This window comes from Chromobacterium sp. LK11 (assembly GCF_001043705.1).
Lineage (GTDB): Bacteria > Pseudomonadota > Gammaproteobacteria > Burkholderiales > Chromobacteriaceae > Chromobacterium > Chromobacterium alkanivorans.
The window spans coordinates 70,979-88,951 of sequence record NZ_LDUR01000012.1 but is presented as its reverse complement, the minus strand read 5'-3'; the positions used below and the strand labels follow the sequence as shown (position 1 = coordinate 88,951).

Annotated in this window: 13 protein-coding genes; 4 read left to right on the top strand and 9 right to left on the bottom strand. The window is 64.6% G+C overall.

Annotation, left to right across the window (positions count from 1 at the left end):
• Positions 1 to 136 precede the first annotated feature (136 nt).
• The 3 genes from VK98_RS08020 to VK98_RS08010 all read right to left on the bottom strand — a co-directional run bounded on the left by VK98_RS08020 (position 137) and on the right by VK98_RS08010 (position 4,177).
• Entirely contained in the window at positions 137 to 586 is a 450-nt protein-coding gene (locus tag VK98_RS08020; RefSeq protein WP_048413538.1) for a hypothetical protein, read from the bottom strand.
• A gap of 775 nt (positions 587 to 1,361) precedes the next feature.
• Positions 1,362 to 3,029 carry an acid phosphatase gene (locus VK98_RS08015; protein WP_048413677.1) on the bottom strand — a complete coding sequence of 556 codons (1,668 nt, stop codon included), beginning with the start codon at positions 3,027 to 3,029 and terminating at the stop codon, positions 1,362 to 1,364.
• A gap of 260 nt (positions 3,030 to 3,289) precedes the next feature.
• The gene (locus tag VK98_RS08010) at positions 3,290 to 4,177 is read right to left on the bottom strand and encodes a phytanoyl-CoA dioxygenase family protein (RefSeq protein WP_048413537.1); all 888 of its coding nucleotides are present in this window, start codon (positions 4,175 to 4,177) and stop codon (positions 3,290 to 3,292) included.
• A gap of 238 nt (positions 4,178 to 4,415) precedes the next feature.
• On the opposite strand from VK98_RS08010, the gene VK98_RS08005 reads away from it, so the two are divergent.
• Positions 4,416 to 6,026 (top strand): FMN-binding glutamate synthase family protein, encoded by a 1,611-nt coding sequence (locus VK98_RS08005; protein WP_048413536.1) that lies wholly within the window; start codon positions 4,416 to 4,418, stop codon positions 6,024 to 6,026.
• A 2-nt stretch (positions 6,027 to 6,028) separates the two neighbouring features.
• On the opposite strand, the gene VK98_RS08000 is transcribed toward VK98_RS08005, so the two are convergent.
• The 5 genes from VK98_RS08000 to VK98_RS07980 all read right to left on the bottom strand — a co-directional run bounded on the left by VK98_RS08000 (position 6,029) and on the right by VK98_RS07980 (position 12,462).
• Positions 6,029 to 6,433 (bottom strand): hypothetical protein, encoded by a 405-nt coding sequence (locus tag VK98_RS08000; protein ID WP_048413535.1) that lies wholly within the window; start codon positions 6,431 to 6,433, stop codon positions 6,029 to 6,031.
• A 57-nt stretch (positions 6,434 to 6,490) separates the two neighbouring features.
• Entirely contained in the window at positions 6,491 to 6,916 is a 426-nt protein-coding gene (locus VK98_RS07995; protein WP_048413534.1) for a DUF721 domain-containing protein, read from the bottom strand.
• A gap of 83 nt (positions 6,917 to 6,999) precedes the next feature.
• Positions 7,000 to 8,313, bottom strand: a complete 1,314-nt coding sequence (locus tag VK98_RS07990; protein WP_048413533.1) for an AAA-associated domain-containing protein — start codon at positions 8,311 to 8,313, stop codon at positions 7,000 to 7,002.
• A gap of 10 nt (positions 8,314 to 8,323) precedes the next feature.
• Entirely contained in the window at positions 8,324 to 10,063 is a 1,740-nt protein-coding gene (locus VK98_RS07985) for an ABC transporter permease subunit (RefSeq protein WP_048413532.1), read from the bottom strand.
• Between the two features lie 359 nt (positions 10,064 to 10,422).
• Positions 10,423 to 12,462 carry an alkaline phosphatase gene (locus tag VK98_RS07980; RefSeq protein ID WP_048413531.1) on the bottom strand — a complete coding sequence of 680 codons (2,040 nt, stop codon included), beginning with the start codon at positions 12,460 to 12,462 and terminating at the stop codon, positions 10,423 to 10,425.
• A 414-nt stretch (positions 12,463 to 12,876) separates the two neighbouring features.
• Here VK98_RS07980 and secA point away from each other — a divergent pair, with 414 nt between their 5' ends.
• Entirely contained in the window at positions 12,877 to 15,588 is a 2,712-nt protein-coding gene (gene secA, locus VK98_RS07975; RefSeq protein ID WP_048413530.1) for a preprotein translocase subunit SecA, read from the top strand.
• A 245-nt stretch (positions 15,589 to 15,833) separates the two neighbouring features.
• Positions 15,834 to 16,358 carry a DUF2087 domain-containing protein gene (locus tag VK98_RS07970; RefSeq protein ID WP_048413529.1) on the top strand — a complete coding sequence of 175 codons (525 nt, stop codon included), beginning with the start codon at positions 15,834 to 15,836 and terminating at the stop codon, positions 16,356 to 16,358.
• 34 nt (positions 16,359 to 16,392) lie between these two features.
• Here VK98_RS07970 and VK98_RS07965 read toward each other — a convergent pair whose 3' ends face one another.
• Positions 16,393 to 16,869: a TlpA disulfide reductase family protein gene (locus VK98_RS07965; protein WP_048413676.1), complete on the bottom strand. Its 477-nt coding sequence runs from the start codon at positions 16,867 to 16,869 to the stop codon at positions 16,393 to 16,395.
• Positions 16,870 to 16,991: 122 nt separating this feature from the next.
• On the opposite strand from VK98_RS07965, the gene VK98_RS07960 reads away from it, so the two are divergent.
• On the top strand, positions 16,992 to 17,936 hold the full coding sequence (locus VK98_RS07960; protein ID WP_048413528.1) for a carbohydrate kinase family protein: 945 nt from the start codon (positions 16,992 to 16,994) through the stop codon (positions 17,934 to 17,936).
• Positions 17,937 to 17,973: the final 37 nt, after the last annotated feature.

Below are 17,973 nucleotides of genomic sequence, written 5' to 3'. Positions count from 1 at the left end.
CCACGCAGATATGCGGCGGAATCCATCCTTGGGTTTCGATGGCGGGGTTTTTGGTGGGTATCGCCTGCGGCTCCACCCACCCTACAAATCCCCCGCCGTAGGGTGGGTGGAGCGCAGCGATACCCACCAGCCGAGGTCAGCGATTGCGCAGGCGGATGCGGCGGAAACGCGCTTCCAGCTTGAGCCGTTGTCCCAGCGCCAGGTAGATCTGGTGTTGGCTATCCACATGGCGGTAGACGCGGACCCGGTCGGCGCCCAACAGCATGATTATTTCCAGATAGTTGAAGAAACCCATCCACTGGCCGCGTCCATCGCGGTGGTCAAAATCGATGTCGCGGGCGACACGGCTGAGCAGGCCCTTGCCGACGTATTCCCGATTGTCCTTCAGCCATTGCAACAGGTGGGCCGCACATTCGCGGCCGTAGGCGTTGTCGGCGGGGTAGTCCTTGCTGGGCGCGGGCATCTGCCAGTAATGCGCATAGGTACGGCCGGGGCAGAAGCGGACGAAGGGGAGCAGCGCTTCCTGTTGCTCCAGCGAGTGCAGTTTGTAACGGCGGCGACGGGGAAAGTTTTGAGGATGTTGCATGGTGTTTCTCCTGTAATGACACAAGATGAAGCACCTGATCCCAAGTCGGAGGGAGCAGGATTGGCGTCTAAACAAATCAAATCGTTGAAAGTGCAGGCTTATAGCCCACCATGCGCCTGCCAAAATGGCTTTGCCATGGATAAAGCAGCCAACGCAGCATGCTGCGTTGGCTTGTCGACTTCGGAAACGAGACGCCAATCCCGTGTGCCGCATGTGGGCGGCAACGTGGGGATTGTTCCTGAGGGAGTGCTTGGGGTCAAGGCGGTGTGGCTGGTTCAGCAAGGTGTGCGGGTGAGGATTAGGCAAGCGCGTAGCGGGATTGGCGTACCGAGTGAACCCCAAACCGGTGAGTGCATTACACTCTCCCTCCATGCGCCTGCCAAATGACGTAGCAAGGCTGGGATTGTTGCCGAGGAAAAGGGGTGGATCAAGGCGACGTGGTGAGTTTGGTTAGGTGAGAGGGTTTTGAATCCGCTGCGCGGATGATGATTTTCATTGCCGGGGCTGCCCGGCGGGCAGGAAGGGGAATTTGCGCGGCCAAATTCCCCTTCACCCCAAAGGCCGCCCTGCAAGCCTGGCCTACGGCTTCCCGCCGGGGCCCGTCAGGCCCGAGGCGCGGCTGAACTCGCAGCGCGCTACCGTCGCGCTGCTCGAACAGGCAGCCGCTTAAGACCTCGGGCCTGCCACCCGTCGGCAGGCTTGAAGGGACTAGGGGCGCGTCGGCTACGTGGTTTCTTCTTGAAACATCATCCGCAAAGCGGATGCAACAACCCCCTCACGCAAATACCAAAGCCCCGGTCAAATCCCCCGGCGGCTGCGCGCCGCGCGCGCGGAACGCCGCATTGCGCGCGCTGACCCCTTCTAGCTCCGGCAAATCATGCAGCCGGCTGATGAAACGGATGATGGACGTCGTATCGTAAAAGGTGTGATCCACATGCCCGCGCTTGGCGAACGGCGACACGATGATCGCCGGAATCCGCGAACCCGGCCCCCAGCGGTCCCCCTGCGGCGGCGCCACATGGTCCCACCAGCCACCGTTCTCGTCATGGGTGATCACCACCAGCATGTGCTTCCATTGCGGCCCGCTCATCAAATGCTGCAACACATTGGCCACGTGACGGTCGCCGGACTCCACGTCGGAATAACCGGCGTGCATGTTCAGATTCCCCTGCGGTTTGTAGAAGGCCACCGCGGGCAGTTTGCCGGCCACGGCGTCGGCGATGAAGCGGTTGGAAATCGGGCTGTCGCCCAGGCCGCCGTCCAGCAGATGGCGCTCGCGCGTGGCGCTGCCGGGTGCGAACTGGCGGAAGTAATTGAAGGGCTGGTGATGGTACTGGAAATTGGGCGCGTCGCCGCCGCCCTTGCCGTCCAGCGCCGCCTGCCAGCTGCCGCCGTACCAGGCCCAGCCAATGCGCTTGTTGGACAGTAGATCGCCGATGGTGCGGTAGCTTTGCGGCGGCAGGGTGCTGGGGTCTTGCGGGTCGGCGTAGCGCTTGTCGCCGCCTTCCGCCGGGCGCACGAAGCTGGGCTGGTAGGGCGGGGCCATGGTGTTGACCGCGTAGCCGTCCGGGGTGATGGCGCCGCTGTTGACGAATTTGGGCGGGCCGTCCAGCGCCGAAGCCGGGGATTTGGGGTCCAGCGCCAGCCGGCGGCCGGTGGGGCCGTCGGCCAGCACGGCGATTTTCTTCTTGGCGGGGGTCTGGGCGGCGTTGAAGTATTCCGGGGTGCGCGCGGCGATCAGGAACTGGTGGTTGAGGTAGGAGCCGCCGAAGGCCGCCATGAAGAAGTTGTCGCACAGGGTGAAGCGGCGGGCGATCTGCCATTGGTTGAGGGTGCGCGCGGTGTCCGGGTAGTGGCCCATCACCAGCGCGCCGGAGTCGCCCCAGGCGGCGAACTGGTCGTTGCGGCCGTCGTTGATCTGCATCTGGTTGTGATAGAACAGATGGCAGAGGTCGCGGGTGATCACCGCTTCCGGCAAGGGTTGGCCCTCGGCGTCTTTCAGCGGGAACGGCGCGTTGGGCAAGCCCTGGATGTCTTTTTCCTCGATGAAGTAGCGCTTGCCGGCCACGGTCTGGCCGGTGGGCACCAGGCCGCCCCAGATCTTGGGCAGGCCGGACAGCGGGCGGCCGTCGCGGTCGCGTTGCTGCGCCTGTTCCGGCCTGACCGCGCTCAGTGGTTTGGCCACGCCGGGGAAGTTGCCGTAAAGGTTGTTGAAGCTGCGGTTTTCCAGGTAGATCACCACCACGTTCTTGATATTGGCCTTGAGCAGGGCGTCCAACGGGCCGCGGCGTGGATGGCCGGACGGCGTCGCCGCGGCCGCCGCGGGCAGCGCACAGCTGGCGCCGATGGCGGCCAGGCCTTCGAACAGACGGCGGCGGGAAGGGTCTTGCGGGGCGTCCGCTTCGGTCTGCGGCGGGCGGTCCTGCTCATCGGCGGTGGTCATGATGTGTCCTTGTCTGGGGTCCAGCATGTACGAACCTGTTTACGCTCTGCTGCGCGTCGGCGATACGGCGTTGAAACCGAGCTCAAAATGCTCATGTACCACGAGTACATTCCGCTTTTTCGCTCGTTTTCGCCTTGTCTCTCCTTAGCTCGCGAGATCGTAAACACGTTCTAAGGGCGCGTCAGCCGGGTGGCCGGCGCGCGACATCGTCCATCATCCCGCCGCGGTGTTGCGGCGGGATGTCGGCGGTGAAGGAGGTCTCAGTCGGCGCGCAGCGCGGCGGCGCGCGCTTCCGCCAGCGGCTGGATAATTTCCTCCGGCAGGAATTCGCGGAACAGCGCGTCCGCCGGCGGTTGCCCGCGCAGCAGTTCGATCGGGTCGCGGCCGTCTATGCTGCCGAGGTTGGGCGCGTGGACGAAGTAGCCCAGCAGCCGTTGCAGCCGCGGCGGCAGCGCGCGGGCCAGTTCCCTGGTGACGGCGAGATATTGGTTTTCCGCCTGGCGCAGCCAGCCCAGGTTGTAGCTGATGACGACGCCGGTGCGCGGTTGCTTTGTCTGGTTGGCGCCGCCGCCGTGGATCAGCGAGCCCAGGTAGATCAGCACCGAGCCGGCGGGCATGGCGGCGCTGATGACTTCTTCCGGCCTGGGGTCGCGCGGCTCCGGCCAGCGGTGGCTGCCGGGCACGACGCAGGTGGCGCCGTTGTGCTCGGTGAAGTCGTCCAGCGCGTACATGCAGTTGATCATTTTTTCCGATCCGGGCGCGGTGCCGGGGAACATCAGGTCGTCGCTGTGCAGGAATTGGCGCGGCTCGCCGGGGCCTATGCTGATGGCCTGGGTGAGGTTGAGCTGGTATTCGCGGCAGCCGCGCAGCAGGAAGGCGTCCATCACTTGCAGGATCAGCGGGTGGATGGCGAGTTCGCGGGTGGCGGGCACGCGTTCGATCAGGCCGCTGATCCGACGAGTGGCGTAGCCGTAGAAATCGCCCTGGCAGGGGGCGGAGCGGTCCAGCAGCGGTTGCAACTGGGCGCGGAACTGCGCCAGGCCTTCCGGGGTCAACAGATGTTCTATCACGATGCCGCCGTCTTGTTCGAGCGCGGCGATCAGGGTTTCCGGCGCGGTGTCCGGGCGGAAGCGTTGCAGGCTGGGCATGTCTTGGGTTCCATCGTTTTATCTAATGAACCGGCGGCCGGGCCGCGGCGGTGTGGATGTCGAGCGATGTTATCTTCCGGATAGCCGTCGTGTTTGTGGAGCCGGCCTTTAGGTCAGGTGATGGATTATCCATATAGTGAATGTATTTATTAATGTAAATCGGCGCTTGTCGCGCCTTGCGCCCGGCGGGTTGTCGACCTTACCCTGAGCCTTCCCCGCCCCCCAGTCTGGAGTCCCCATGAGTGTGTCCCTGTTGAGCCGCTACGCTTTTTTCTCCTGTTGCCTGTTGTTCACCTTGTTCAGCCTGCCTTTCGTCCATTACGAGTGGTTGTGGCCGTTCACGCTGGCGGCGGCCGCGCTGACGCTGCTGGGGGTGTTCGATCTGCTGCAAACCCGTCACGCGGTGCGGCGTAATTACCCGATCCTGGGCAATATCCGTTACCTGGTGGAAAGCATCCGTCCGGAAATCCGCCAGTATTTGCTGGAGTCCGACCGCGAGCAGCTGCCGTTTTCGCGCGCGCAGCGTTCGCTGGTGTACGCGCGGGCCAAGAACGAGGGCGCGGACAAGCCGTTCGGCACCTTGATCGATGTGTATCAGCCGGGCTTCGAGTTCATCAGCCATTCGATGCGGCCGGCGCCGCTGAGCGATCCGGCCGGCTTCCGCGTGGAGATCGGCGGCCCGCAGTGCGCGCAGCCGTATTCGGCGTCTCTGTTCAATGTGTCGGCAATGAGTTTCGGCGCGCTCAGCGCCAACGCCATCCGCGCCTTGAACCAGGGCGCGCAACGCGGCGACTTCTATCACGACACCGGCGAGGGCAGCATCAGCCCTTACCACTTGGAACATGGCGGCGCGCTGGTGTGGGAGCTGGGCAGCGGCTATTTCGGCTGCCGCGACGCGGCCGGCGGTTTCGACGCGGAGCGCTTCGCCGAGCAGGCGCGCAATCCGCAGGTGAAAATGATTGAGATCAAGCTGAGCCAGGGCGCCAAGCCCGGCCATGGCGGCATTCTGCCCAAGCACAAGGTGACGCCGGAAATCGCCGCCACCCGCGGCGTGCCGCTGGGGCAGGATTGCGTGTCGCCGTCGCGCCACAGCGCGTTTTCCACGCCGATCGAACTGATGCGCTTCATCGCCCGGCTGCGAGAGCTGTCCGGCGGCAAGCCGGTGGGCTTCAAGTTCTGCCTGGGCCACCCGTGGGAGTTCATGGGCATCGCCAAGGCGATGCTGGAAACGGGTATTCTGCCGGACTTCATCGTGGTGGACGGCAAGGAGGGCGGCACCGGCGCCGCGCCGCTGGAGTTCACCGACCATATCGGCGTGCCGCTGCGCGAGGGCCTGCTGTTCGTCCACAATGTGCTGGTGGGCTTGAATCTGCGCGACAAGATCAAGATAGGCGCCAGCGGCAAGCTGGTCAGCGCCTTCGACATCGCCAGCGTGCTGGCGATAGGCGCGGACTGGGCCAATTCCGCGCGCGGCTTCATGTTCGCCATCGGCTGCATTCAGAGCCAGAGTTGCCACACCAACCGCTGCCCCACCGGGGTGGCGACGCAGGACGCGCTGCGCCAGCGCGCGCTGGTGGTGCCGGACAAGGCGGACCGGGTGTTTCATTTCCACCGCAACACCATGAAGGCGCTGGCGGAGATGCTGGCCTCGGCCGGGCTGGAACATCCGTCGCAATTGCGGCCGCACCACTTGGTGCGCCGCGTCAGCGATACCGAGATCCGGCTGTTCTCGCAGCTGCACGTTTTTTTGCAGCCGGGAGAGCTGCTGCAGCCGGAGATCAAGGCGGCCTTTTACGGCCGCATGTGGCAGATGGCGCGGGCGGACAGTTTCGAGGCCCAGCCGGCCTGAGCCTATTGCGGGGCGGAGGCGGCGCCGCTTTCTTCGTCGTCCGCGTCCTTGGGCGGCGGTACGATGCGCCATTGGCCGTCCTTGCGGCTGAAGCGCATCCGTTGTTCGCGCTCCACCGGCTTGCCGGTGAGCTTGCGGGCCTGATAGCTGACTTCGCAGTCCAGCGTGGCGTTTTCCTCGTCGTTCTGGCAGTCGTTCACCGCGGTGACGCGCAGGTCTTTGAGCGTGGACTCTACCATGGAGCGCATCAGCAGGGTGTGGGTGGATTCCGGCTTGGAATCGAATGAGGCGAGCGCCTGGGCCTTGAAAGCGGCTTCCGCCTCGGCCGGGGTCGGCTGTTCCGTCGGCGCGGCCTGGGCGAAGCCGGCGGCGAGACCGGTGATCAATATGATGATGTGTTGTTTCATGCCGCGACTTTAAGCCGGTTTGGCCGGCGGCGGCAAGCTGGGCGGCGGTCCCGGCCTTTACTTGCGGTGGTGGGCGATCAGCTTGGCCAGCGCGGCGCTGACCAGCGGATTGCTGACGCTGGCGGCGGCTTCTTCCATGCCGTCCAGCGCGTTCTGGCTGATTTTCAGCTTTTTTTCACGCGGCTTGCGCGCCAGGCGGACGTCCACCTTGACCCGGGTCTTGCCGGCGATGAAACCTTGCTTGGCCAACTGCGGCAACAGGCCGGGGGCCAGCATGCGCAGGCGGGCGGCGATGATGCCGGTGTCAGTGTAAATCACCAGCTCGTCGTCGCGGATGCGCACGGCGCGGCAGCTGCCGACCAAGAGCGGCGGCAGCAGTTTCTGGAAGGCGCGGTCCAGCTTCATCAGCTCTTTGGCTTCGGCGGTGAGCCGGGTCAGGGTGCTGTCTTTGCTGGCGATGTCGTTGAATTGGCGTCCGAACATGGCGGGCAGTCTAGTGAAAACAGTCCATTGTAGCCGCTGAGGGGGGCGCTTGGGGAGCCTTGGGCCGGCGGCGCCCCCAAGTCTTACTGTCCGCCTTCCACGTCTTCCAGGCTGAAGGTCTCGGTATGGTCGTTGTAGGAGAAGATCTCCGCGTAGCGTCCCCAGCTGATCACGGTGTCCAGCGTTTCCTCGGCGGTCTCGTCGGACAGCGAGTCTTCCAGCTCCTGGGCGAAGCGCAGCCGGGGGGCGCGCTGGCCGGGGCGCTCCTGCAACACTTTGCGGATATGGGCGGCCATCGGCACATGGCGCAGCAGATGTTCGGCGAACTGAACCTTGCGCTCCTGAGTGCCGTAGTCGGCGAACAGCTTGCCGGCGGCGGTGAGCAGGATGTCGCCGTCCTTCAGCTCGGCGAAGCCCAGGTGCTCCAGGATTTCCGCCACCGGGAACAACTCGTCCACTTCCAGCCGCAGTTTTTCGGCGATTTCCGGCATGTCGGCCTTGCCGTGATAGGGCGCTTGCGCCACTTCCTCGATCAGGCCGGCCATCAGGTTGGTGGACACCTCGCTCAGCTGGCTGCCGATTTCCAGCGGCAGCTTGTGCAGAGTGTGGGCGCTGCGGCGCGCGGTCATCAGCGCGTAGATGTCGTCCACCATCTTGCGGAAGGCCGGGTCCAGCCGGTTGCGGCGGTGCGGGAACGCCACCTTGATTTCCGCCACCACCCGGCCGGGGTTGGACGACAGCACCAGGATGCGGTCGCACATGAACACGGCTTCTTCGATGTTGTGGGTGACGATGAGCACGGACTGGATCGGCAGCTGGCCTTCGCTCCACAGGTCCAGCATGTCGGTGCGCAGCGTTTCGGCGGTGAGCACGTCCAGCGCGGAGAAGGGTTCGTCCATCAACAGCAGGGTGGGGTTGACCACCAGGCCGCGGGCGAAGCCGACGCGCTGGCGCATGCCGCCGGACAGTTCGCGCGGGTAGGCGTTCTCGAAGCCGTCCAGGCCGATCAGGTCGATGGCGGCCAGCGCGCGGCGGCGGCGCTCCTTGGCTTCCACCCCCAGCGCCTCCAGCCCGGCCTCCACATTTTGCAGCACGGTCAGCCACGGGAACAGCGCGAAAGTCTGGAACACCATGGCCACGCCCTCGGCCGGGCCGCTCAGCGGCCGGCCCTGGTAGGCGACTTTGCCGCTGCTGGGCTTGATCAGGCCGGCGATGATGCGCAGCAAGGTGGATTTGCCGGAGCCGGAGCGGCCCAGCAGGCCGACGATCTCGCCTTCGCGCAGCGTCAGGTTGACGTCGTCCAGCACCTGGATTTCGTCGTTGCCCTTGTTGAAGCCGCGGCAGACGTTTTCCAGCTGGAAGATTTCCCGTCCCAAGGTGGTGGTGTCTGGTGTCATGGTTGCCCCCTTAGCTGAGACGGAGTTTGTTTTCGGCGATGGCGTACAGCGGACGCCACAGCAGGCGGTTGAACAGAACGACGAAGATGGACATCACGGCGATGCCCAGCAGGATCTTGGGGTAGTCGCCGGCGGCGGTGGTCTGGGCGATGTAGGCGCCCAGGCCGTGGGCGGCCAGCTTGTCGTCGCCCCAGGACACGTATTCGGACACGATGCTGGCGTTCCAGGCGCCGCCCGACGCCGTTATCGCGCCGGTGACGTAGTAGGGGAAGATGCCGGGCAGCATCACTTGCCGCCACCACTGCCAGCCGCGGATGCGGAAATTGGCCGCGGCTTCGCGAAAATCGTTGGGAAAGGCGCTGGCGCCGGCCACCACGTTGAACAGGATGTACCACTGGGTGCCCAGCACGATCAGCGGCGACAGCCAGATGTCCGGGTTGAGCTTGAAGTGGACGATGAAGACCACGAACACCGGGAACAGCAGATTGGCCGGGAAGGCGGCCAGGAACTGCGCCAGCGGCTGGATTTTTTCCGCCAGCGCCGGGCGCAGGCCGATGTGCACGCCCAGCGGCACCCAGATCAGCGAGGCCAGCAGGATCAGCAAGGTGACCCGCAGCAGGGTGATCAGGCCCAGGCCCAGCACGCGCAGCACTTCGGCCGGGCCCACTTCGGTGTGGATGAAGCTCACCAGTTTCCAGGCGGCCAGCAGGCCCAGCGCCGCCACCAGCAGCCACCAGGCCACGTCGATGCCGCGCGACACCGGGGTTTGCGCCTCCGAGTGCAGGCCTTGCGGCAGGCTGTAGTTGAGGCGCAGCCGGGCGGTTTTGCGCAGCAGTTTGCCGAAGGGCTTGAGCAGCAGCTGGATGGCGCGGGTGCGCTGGATCAGCTTCAGCACCCAGGACTCCGGCGCCGATTGGCTGGAGGTGTCCTCCAGGCGGAATTTGTCGGCCCAGGCCACCATAGGGCGGAACAGGAACTGGTCGTAGACGACGATGACCACGGTCATGGTCAGGATCACCCAGCCCACCGCGGCCAGGTCCTTGTGCTGGATGGCCATGGCCAGGTAGGAGCCGACGCCGGGCAGGGTGACGGTCTTGTCGCCGACGGTGATGGCTTCCGACGCCACCACGAAGAACCAGCCGCCGGACATGCTCATCATCATGTTCCAGATCATGCCGGGCATGGAGAACGGCACTTCCAGCTTCCAGAATTTCTGCCACGGCGTCAGCCGCAGATTGAGCGAAACTTCCTCCAGATCGCGCGGCACGGTGCGCAGCGATTGGTAGAAGCTGAAGGTCATGTTCCAGGCCTGGCTGGTGAAGATGGCGAAGATGGCGGCGAACTCCGCGCCCAGCACCCGACCGGGGAACAGCGCCAGGAAGAAGGTGACGGTGAAGGAGATATAGCCCAGCACCGGCACCGATTGCAGGATGTCCAGCATGGGCACCAGCAGCAGGCCGGCGCGGCGGCTCTTGGCCGCCAGCGTGCCGTAGATCAGGGTGAAGACCAGCGCGGCGGTCATCGCGGCCAGCATGCGCAGCGTGGTGCGCAGCGCGTATTCCGGCAGATTGGCCGGGTCCAGCGTGATGGGAACGGTTTGCAGCGCGGTCAGCGGCGCCCAGGTTTCGCGGATGCCGGTGGTGGCCATCAGCAGGAAGCCGAGCAGAAGCGGAAACGCGATCAGATCCCAGCGGTTGGGGATCAGCCGCTTGGCCGTGGCGGGCATGAAATGGCGGACAAGGGCTGTCATCGGGCCTCTCCGGTTTATCGCCGCCGGCGCCGGCGGTTCGTTGTCTGTTTTGTCCGGGCGGAGTTGCGGCGGAAAGCCGGCCCGACTGTCTGGCATTGCGGCGCGACGCGCGGCCGGGATCGGCTCGCCTGCCTTCACAGCATAGGTCAGCATCGCGGCTGGCGAGGCTGTCGCGGGGGCGGGTTGGCGGCGGGAGAAATGCGCGTGGCGTAGGCGCTGGATACTAGCAGAGTTGCGTGGACGGGAATGTTACCGACGCCGCAGATTTGTTGGGCTTTTGTGACGGATTGTACTGTTTGAAACTGAGTGGCGTTTCGCCACCCGCGGCGGGGGTTCCGAGCGGGTGGCCGCGCCGATGCTTACAACACGTTGACGGCGGCGCTGCCGGCCGCCACCTCCACGGTCTTGACGCTGGCGGTGGCCGGGCTGGGCGCCGCGCCGGCGTTCAGCGCGCCCACTTTGTGGAAGGCGCAGCTGAGCTTGGCCGGCGTCAGCGTCACCAGCGCGTAACCCTGGGCGTCGCTGTCCACGTATTTGAGCCAGCTGTTGAAGCTTTGCAGGGTGTTGGTGAAGGTGTTGACCACCTGGCCGCTGACCGTGGTGTAGATCAGCGGCTTGGCCTTGGAGAAGGCCGGCACGGTGTCCACCACGTTCTTGAAATAGCTGAACAGCGAGTTGCTGGACACGCCGGCGGTAACCAGGTCCACCATCACCGGACTGGGGCTGGCGGCGTCGTAGTCGTCCATCACCGGGCCGGCGAAGAAGGCGTGGATGTCGCCGGTGAGCGCCACCACATTGCCGATGGCCTGGGTTTTCAGATAGGCCATCAGCGCTTTGCGCTCGGCGTTGTAGCCGTCCCACTGGTCGGCGTTAAGGATGAATTTGTCGAAGAACATCGACGGCGGCAGGCCGGCGTCCAGGCCGGGCTTGATGGCGGCGTTGAAGGTGCCGGCGGAAATCGCGCCGCCGCTGAGGGTGCTCAGCAGCGGCTGGGTATTGGCATAGCTGACCACCGGGGTGGAGCCGCTGGTGTTGGCGGCGGCCAGGTCCAGATAGAGCGCGCTTTGCAACTGGGCGATTTGCGGCTGGGTCAGCGTCAGGCCCAGGCCGGCCAGCTGCGGCACGAGGCCCTGGGTCAGCAGCGAGGCCACCGCGACGGTGCCGTCGAAGCCCATGCGCAGCAAGGAGACTTCATTGCCCCACAGCTTCCAGGTGGTGGCGGCGGACTTCATCTGGCTCTGCCACCAGGCGCGCTGGGTTTCGCCCAGAATGGAGACATTGAGCAGATTGCCGCCGGTGGAGGCCATCTTGCTGGCTTCCACCTGGGCCAGGGTGTTTTTCTGCACGAAGTAGCGGCTGCCGATTTCGCCGCCGGCCTGGGTTTCCGGGATGATGTGGTCGCTGCGGTACAGGCGCTCGTCGGTCATCACCAGAGTGGCCAGATCGCCGAAGGCGAAGCTGCGGTAGATCTGGATGTTCTGGAAGGAGGGGGTGTTCAAGTCCAGCTGCACGTCGGCCGGCATATTCTCGAACCAGGCCTGGCTGGCGCTGCGGCGGCGCGCGGTTTGCGGCGAGCTGTCGTCGGTGGCGGAGTATTCCTGGCGGTCCTGCCAGCAGTCGTCGGAAAACTCGTGGTCGTCCCAGATCGCTATCATCGGGAAGCTGGCGTGCAGCTTTTGCAGCCGGGCGTCGTTGCGGTAGGACTTGTACAGCGTGCGGTAGTCCGCCAGCGTGGTGGCGTAGCGGGCGCCGTCGGCGCGCAGGGTGCCGTTGGGCAGGCTCAGCGCCGGATGGCGGCTTTCATTGCCGCCGCTCTGGAAGCCGGCGCCGACGGTTTCATAGATGTAGTCGCCCAGGTGGACGATGAAGTCCAGGTCCTGATTGGCCAACTCGTCGAAAGCGCCCCAGTGGTTGACGCTCCAGTCCTGACAGGAAATGAAGGCGAACTTGAGCTGGGACAGCGGCGCGCCGGCGGCCGGCGCGGTCTTGGTGCGGCCGGTCATGCTGACCGCCTGGCCGGTGAGGAAGCGGTAGTAGTAGGTGGCGGCGTTGCCGAGGCCGGTGACCTTGTGGCGGATGGTGTAGTCCCAGTCCGGCTGGGCGCTGAGCGCCACGTTCACCAGCAGGGTGGAGAAGTCGGCGCGGTCGGACAATTGCAGCGTGACCTTGACGTTCTGGCGGCCGTCGCCGCCGTCGACCCGGGTCCACAACACGATGCTGTCCGGCTTGGGGTCGCCGGAGGCCACCCCCTGGCCGAAGCCGCTGCCGTTGATGCCTAAGGTCGAGCCGGCGCCCCCGGGCAGGCTGCCCGCGCCGCCGCCGCCGCATGCGGTCAAGCCGCCGGCGGCGACGGAAGCGGTCAAGAAGCCGCTCCACTTCAGAAACTGTCTGCGGTCCATCGATGTCTCCCCTCTATTGTCTATGCGTGCTTGTGCTGAAATCGGGCCGTGGGCGGCCCTTGTCGGAAGGCGCTATTGTTTGAGGGGATTATTAAAGTGGCATGACAACAGGTGTCAATTTAATTGAGTGTTTGCTCCAATTCGCGCGGAAAACGTGGATTAAAACCAACACTTGTTTGAGTTTGGTCGGGTTTCGCGCGCCGACGGACACGGCCGCGCCGCGGCGGGCGCTTGGCGCGCGCGCATCCGGCGGCGGCCGGGCGCAAACGAAAATAAAGACCGCGCGCAAGCGCCGGCCCCCTTGATACAGCGCAAGCGCGCCCCCATAAAATAAGGCGGCTAATGTGCTACACTTTCAAGCATTTTTGCGGACACCTTACCTAAACAGCCCGCTGGTCTCTGGAATTCGATTACATGATTTCTTCTTTGCTTAAAAAAGTATTCGGCAGCCGCAATGACCGGCTTCTGAAGCAATTCCACCAGACGGTGGTGCGCATCAACGCTCTGGAAGAGGGCTTGAAAGCGTTGTCCGACGAGGCTTTGGCGGCCAAAACCGATGAGTTCAAGCAACGTCTGGCCCAGGGCGAGACGGTGGACGGCCTGTTGCCGGAAGCCTTCGCGGTGTGCCGCGAGGCCTCGCGCCGCGTGCTGGGCATGCGCCACTTCGACGTGCAGCTGATCGGCGGCATGGTGCTGCACTACGGCAAGATCGCCGAGATGCGCACCGGCGAGGGCAAGACCCTGGTGGCCACGCTGCCGTCCTACCTGAACGCGCTGACCGGCGACGGCGTGCATGTCGTCACCGTCAACGACTACCTGGCCAGCCGCGACGCCGGCATCATGGCCAAGCTGTACAACTTCCTCGGCCTCTCCGTCGGCGTCAACCTGTCCCAGATGCCGCACGACGAGAAGCAGCAAGCCTACGCCTGCGACATCACCTACGGCACCAACAACGAATTCGGCTTCGACTATCTGCGCGACAATATGGTGTTCAGCGTGGAAGAGAAGGTGCAGCGCAAGCTGGCCTACGCGGTGATCGACGAGGTGGACTCCATCCTGATCGACGAAGCGCGCACCCCGCTGATCATCTCCGGCCCGGCCGACGACAATATCGACATGTACCAGCGCATGAACGCGGTGCCGCCGATGCTGAAGCGTCAGGAAACCGAAGAGGGCGAGGGCGATTACTGGGTGGACGAAAAGGCCAACTCGGTGATGATGTCCGAAGCCGGCCACGAGCACAGCGAAGAAATCCTGACCCGCCTGGGCCTGCTGAAGGAAGGCGACAGCCTGTATTCCGCCACCAACATCACCCTGATGCACCATCTGATGGCCGCCCTGCGCGCCCATTCGCTGTTCCACAAGGACCAGCACTACGTGGTGCAGGACGGCGAAGTGGTGATCGTGGACGAATTCACCGGCCGTCTGATGTCCGGCCGCCGCTGGTCCGAAGGCCTGCACCAGGCGGTGGAAGCCAAGGAAGGCGTGGAGATCAACCGCGAGAACCAGACCCTGGCCTCGATCACCTTCCAGAACTACTTCCGCCTGTACGGCAAGCTGGCCGGCATGACCGGCACCGCCGACACCGAAGCTTATGAATTCCAGAGCATTTACGGCCTGGAAACCGTGGTGATCCCGACCAACCGGCCGATGATACGCAAGGACGCGCAGGACAAGGTCTACCGCTCCGCCAAGGAGAAGTACGACGCCATCCTGGCCGACATCAAGGATTGCCACGAGCGCGGCCAGCCGGTGCTGGTGGGCACCACCAGCATTGAAAACTCCGAGCTGATCGCCAATCTGCTGCAAAAGGCCAAGCTGCCGCACAATGTGCTGAACGCCAAGGAACACGCGCGCGAAGCCGACATCGTGGTGCAGGCCGGCAGCCCCGGCGTGATCACCGTGGCCACCAATATGGCCGGCCGCGGCACCGACATCGTGCTGGGCGGCAATCCGGAGCCGGAGATCAAGGGCGTCGAATCCGACGACAGCCTGTCCGCCGAAGAGAAGCGCGCGCGCATCGCCAAGATCCGCGCCGACTGGCAAGTGGTGCACGACAAGGTGCTGGCCGCCGGCGGCCTGCACATCGTGGGCACCGAGCGCCATGAATCGCGCCGCATCGACAACCAGCTGCGCGGCCGTTCCGGCCGTCAGGGCGACCCGGGCTCCTCCCGCTTCTACCTGTGCCTGGAAGACCCGCTGCTGCGCATCTTCGCTTCCGACCGCGTCGCCGCGATCATGGACCGGCTGAAGATGCCGGAAGGCGAGGCGATCGAACACCCGTGGGTGTCCCGTTCCATCGAGAACGCCCAGCGCAAGGTGGAAGGCCGCAACTTCGACATCCGCAAGCAATTGCTGGAATACGACGACGTCGCCAACGACCAGCGCAAGGTGATCTACCAGCAGCGCAATGAAATTCTGGTGGAAACCGATGTGTCCGACGTGGTGGTCAATATGCGCGAAGGCGTGTTGTCCGACCTGGTGGACCAGCATCTGCCGCCGGAATCCATGGAAGAGCAGTGGGATCTGCCGGGCCTGGAGAAAACGCTGGAAGCCGAGTTCCTGCTGCCGATCAAGGTCAGCGAATGGCTGAAGGCCGAACCGGCGCTGGATATCGAGTCCATCCGCGAACGCATCATCGAACAGGCCGCCGAGACCTATCAGGCCAAGGTGGAACTGGCCGGCGACGGCGTGATGCGCCAGTTCGAACGCAGCCTGGTGCTGCAGATGCTGGACAACCACTGGCGCGAACACCTGGCGGCGATGGATCACCTGCGCCAGGGCATCCATCTGCGCGGTTACGCGCAGAAGAACCCGAAGCAGGAATACAAGCGCGAAGCCTTTGAGCTGTTCGCCGACATGCTGGAGCGCATCAAGCGCAGCGTGGTCAATGTGCTGATGACGGTGCAGATCCGCAGCCAGGAAGACGTGGACGCGGTGGAGCCGCATCAGGTGGGCGAGTACGAAATGCAGCACGCCGCACCGGGTTCGGCGCTGGGCGAGGACGAGGACAATCCGCTGTCCCCGGACGCGCTGGCGGCGCAAGGCCTGCGCATCGGCCGCAACGACGCCTGCCCTTGCGGCAGCGGCAAGAAGTACAAGCAGTGCCACGGCCGTCTGGATTGATTCCACCGCCGCGGAAGAAAAAGCCGACGCTTGCGTCGGCTTTTTTCATGCCGGCGCGCTTTGCAAGCGGGCGGCGCGGTGTTAGCATCGTCGCGGGTCAACAGTTCACCCAGGCGTCGCCGGTGCCCTCACCACGCTAAACCTGTCTTGGCTAGATTCATCCCGCTTGGCTCGAACCCGTGCCAGGCCGTAACGGCGACCGCGGCAGTCCACCCCGACCTTGGCACGACGACAGGATTCGAACCATGTCTCGTACGCTTTATCCCTTTTACTGCAGCGACATCTCCGCGCTGGCGCGCTCGCTCAAACAGCAATGGGCGCAGGAAAGCGCTCCGCCCAGCCATCTGCACATCCTCAATATGCTGGCGCGCTCCGCCGGCTTCCACAATTTCCAGCACTGGCGCGCGGAGTGCGATCGCCCGGCGCCGCCGGCCGAGCTGTCCGCGGCGACGACGCGGCTGTTGCGCCATTACGACGCCGACGGGCGCTTGACGCGCTGGCCGAAGAAATTCAGCGAGCAGCGCGTCTGCCTGTGGGTCTTGTGGGCCGGCCTGCCGCGCGGGGAGAGGTGGTCGGAGCCGGAGGTCAACGCCTTGATCCGCGCCGGCGAAGCCTTTGGCGATCATGTGCTGCTGCGGCGCGAACTGGTGGAGCAGGGCTTGCTGGGGCGGACGCCGGATTGCCGGCAGTATTGGCATGTGGAGCAGGCGCTGCCGGCGGAGGCCGAGGCCCTGGCGGCGGAAGTGGGCCGGCGCAGAGCCGGCCGTTGAAGCGGCTTGGGCGTCGACTGCCTCCTCCGTCGCCTTACAACTGGGCTTTGATCGCCGCTTCCAGCTTTTTCTCGTCCAGGAGGCCGGTGAGCTTGGCGGCGATCTTGCCCTTGCGGTCCAGGATCAGGGTGTAGGGCAGGCCGCCGGTGGCGTTGCCCAGGCTGCGCATCAGGTTCAGGGTGTCGCTGTCGCCCAGCAGGATGGGATAGCCTATCTTCAGTTGGCCGACGAAGGCGCTGACTTCCTCCTTGTTGTCCAGCGCCACGCCCACCACTTCCACGCCCTTGGGCGCCAGCTTGGCGCGCAGGCGGTTCAGCATAGGCATTTCTTCGCGGCAGGGGCCGCACCAGGTGGCCCAGAAGTTCAGCACGGTGACCTTGCCCTTGTAGGCGGCGATGGTGGCGTTGCCGCCTTGCAGCTTGGTGAAATTGGTTTGCTCCAGCGTGGGCGCGGCCATGGCGGAGAGCGGCAGCAGCGCGATCAGCGCGGGGGCTAGCAGTCGTTTCAGCATCTTGTTGAGCTTCCGGTAGGTGTTTGAAGTGTATTGGATATCCGACAAGGTCAAAGTTCTCGACGTGAACCAAACAAATGTTTCATGTTAAAATGGTCGATTGACCTTTTTGCGGAGTGGGCATGTCTATCCTCGTCTGCGGGGCCCTCGCATACGATACCCTGTTCTCGTTTCATGGCCGTTTTGACAGCCAGATCCTGCCGGATCAGCTGCACAAAATTTCCACGACCTTCCTGGCCCCGACCATGCGCCGCGAATTTGGCGGCATGGCCGGCAATATCGCCTACAGCCTGTGCCTGTTGGGCGAAACCCCCATCGTCATGGGCGTGGTGGGTGAGGATTTCGAGCCGTATCGCCAACATCTGAAACGCGCCGGCGTGGACGACCGCTTCATTCGCTTGATCCGCAAGCAGTATACCTCGCAGTGCTTCGGCATCGCCGACAAGGATGGCAATCAGTTGATGGCCTTCCATCCCGGCGCCATGGATTTTGCCACTGAAAACCACATATCGGATATTCCGGATCCGATCGAGCTGGCGATTCTGTCGCCCGGCGGCTACAGCGCCTTCCTGCAACACTCCAAGGAGTTGGCCGCGGCCGGCATCCCCTTCATCTTCGACCCGGGCCAGGAGCTGCCGCTGCTGTCGCGCGACGAGATCCACGAGATCGTCGAGCTGGCCAGCTATGTGGCCATCAACGACTACGAGAGCGAGCTGATGCGCGAACGCGCCGGCTTGTCGGTGGAGGATTTGCGCAAGAAGGTGGAGGCGCTGATCGTCACCCGCGGCTCCAAGGGAGCGGAAATCTACGTCGGCGACACCGTGCACCTGATCCCGCGCGTGCAAATGCCGATCAAGCCGGTGGACCCGATGGGTTGCGGCGACGCCTTCCGCGCCGGCCTGCTCTACGGCATCAGCCGCGGCCTGGACTGGAAGATCACCGGCCGCTTGGCCAATGTGATCGGCGCGATCAAGGTCACCACTCCGGGCTGCCAGAATCACTTCTTCGACTGGGAGTCGCTGAAGGATCTGTATCAGCAGGCTTACGGCGAACCCTGGCCGTTGTGACGATGCGGCCCGCGGGCCAAACCGACGAGGACGCGCA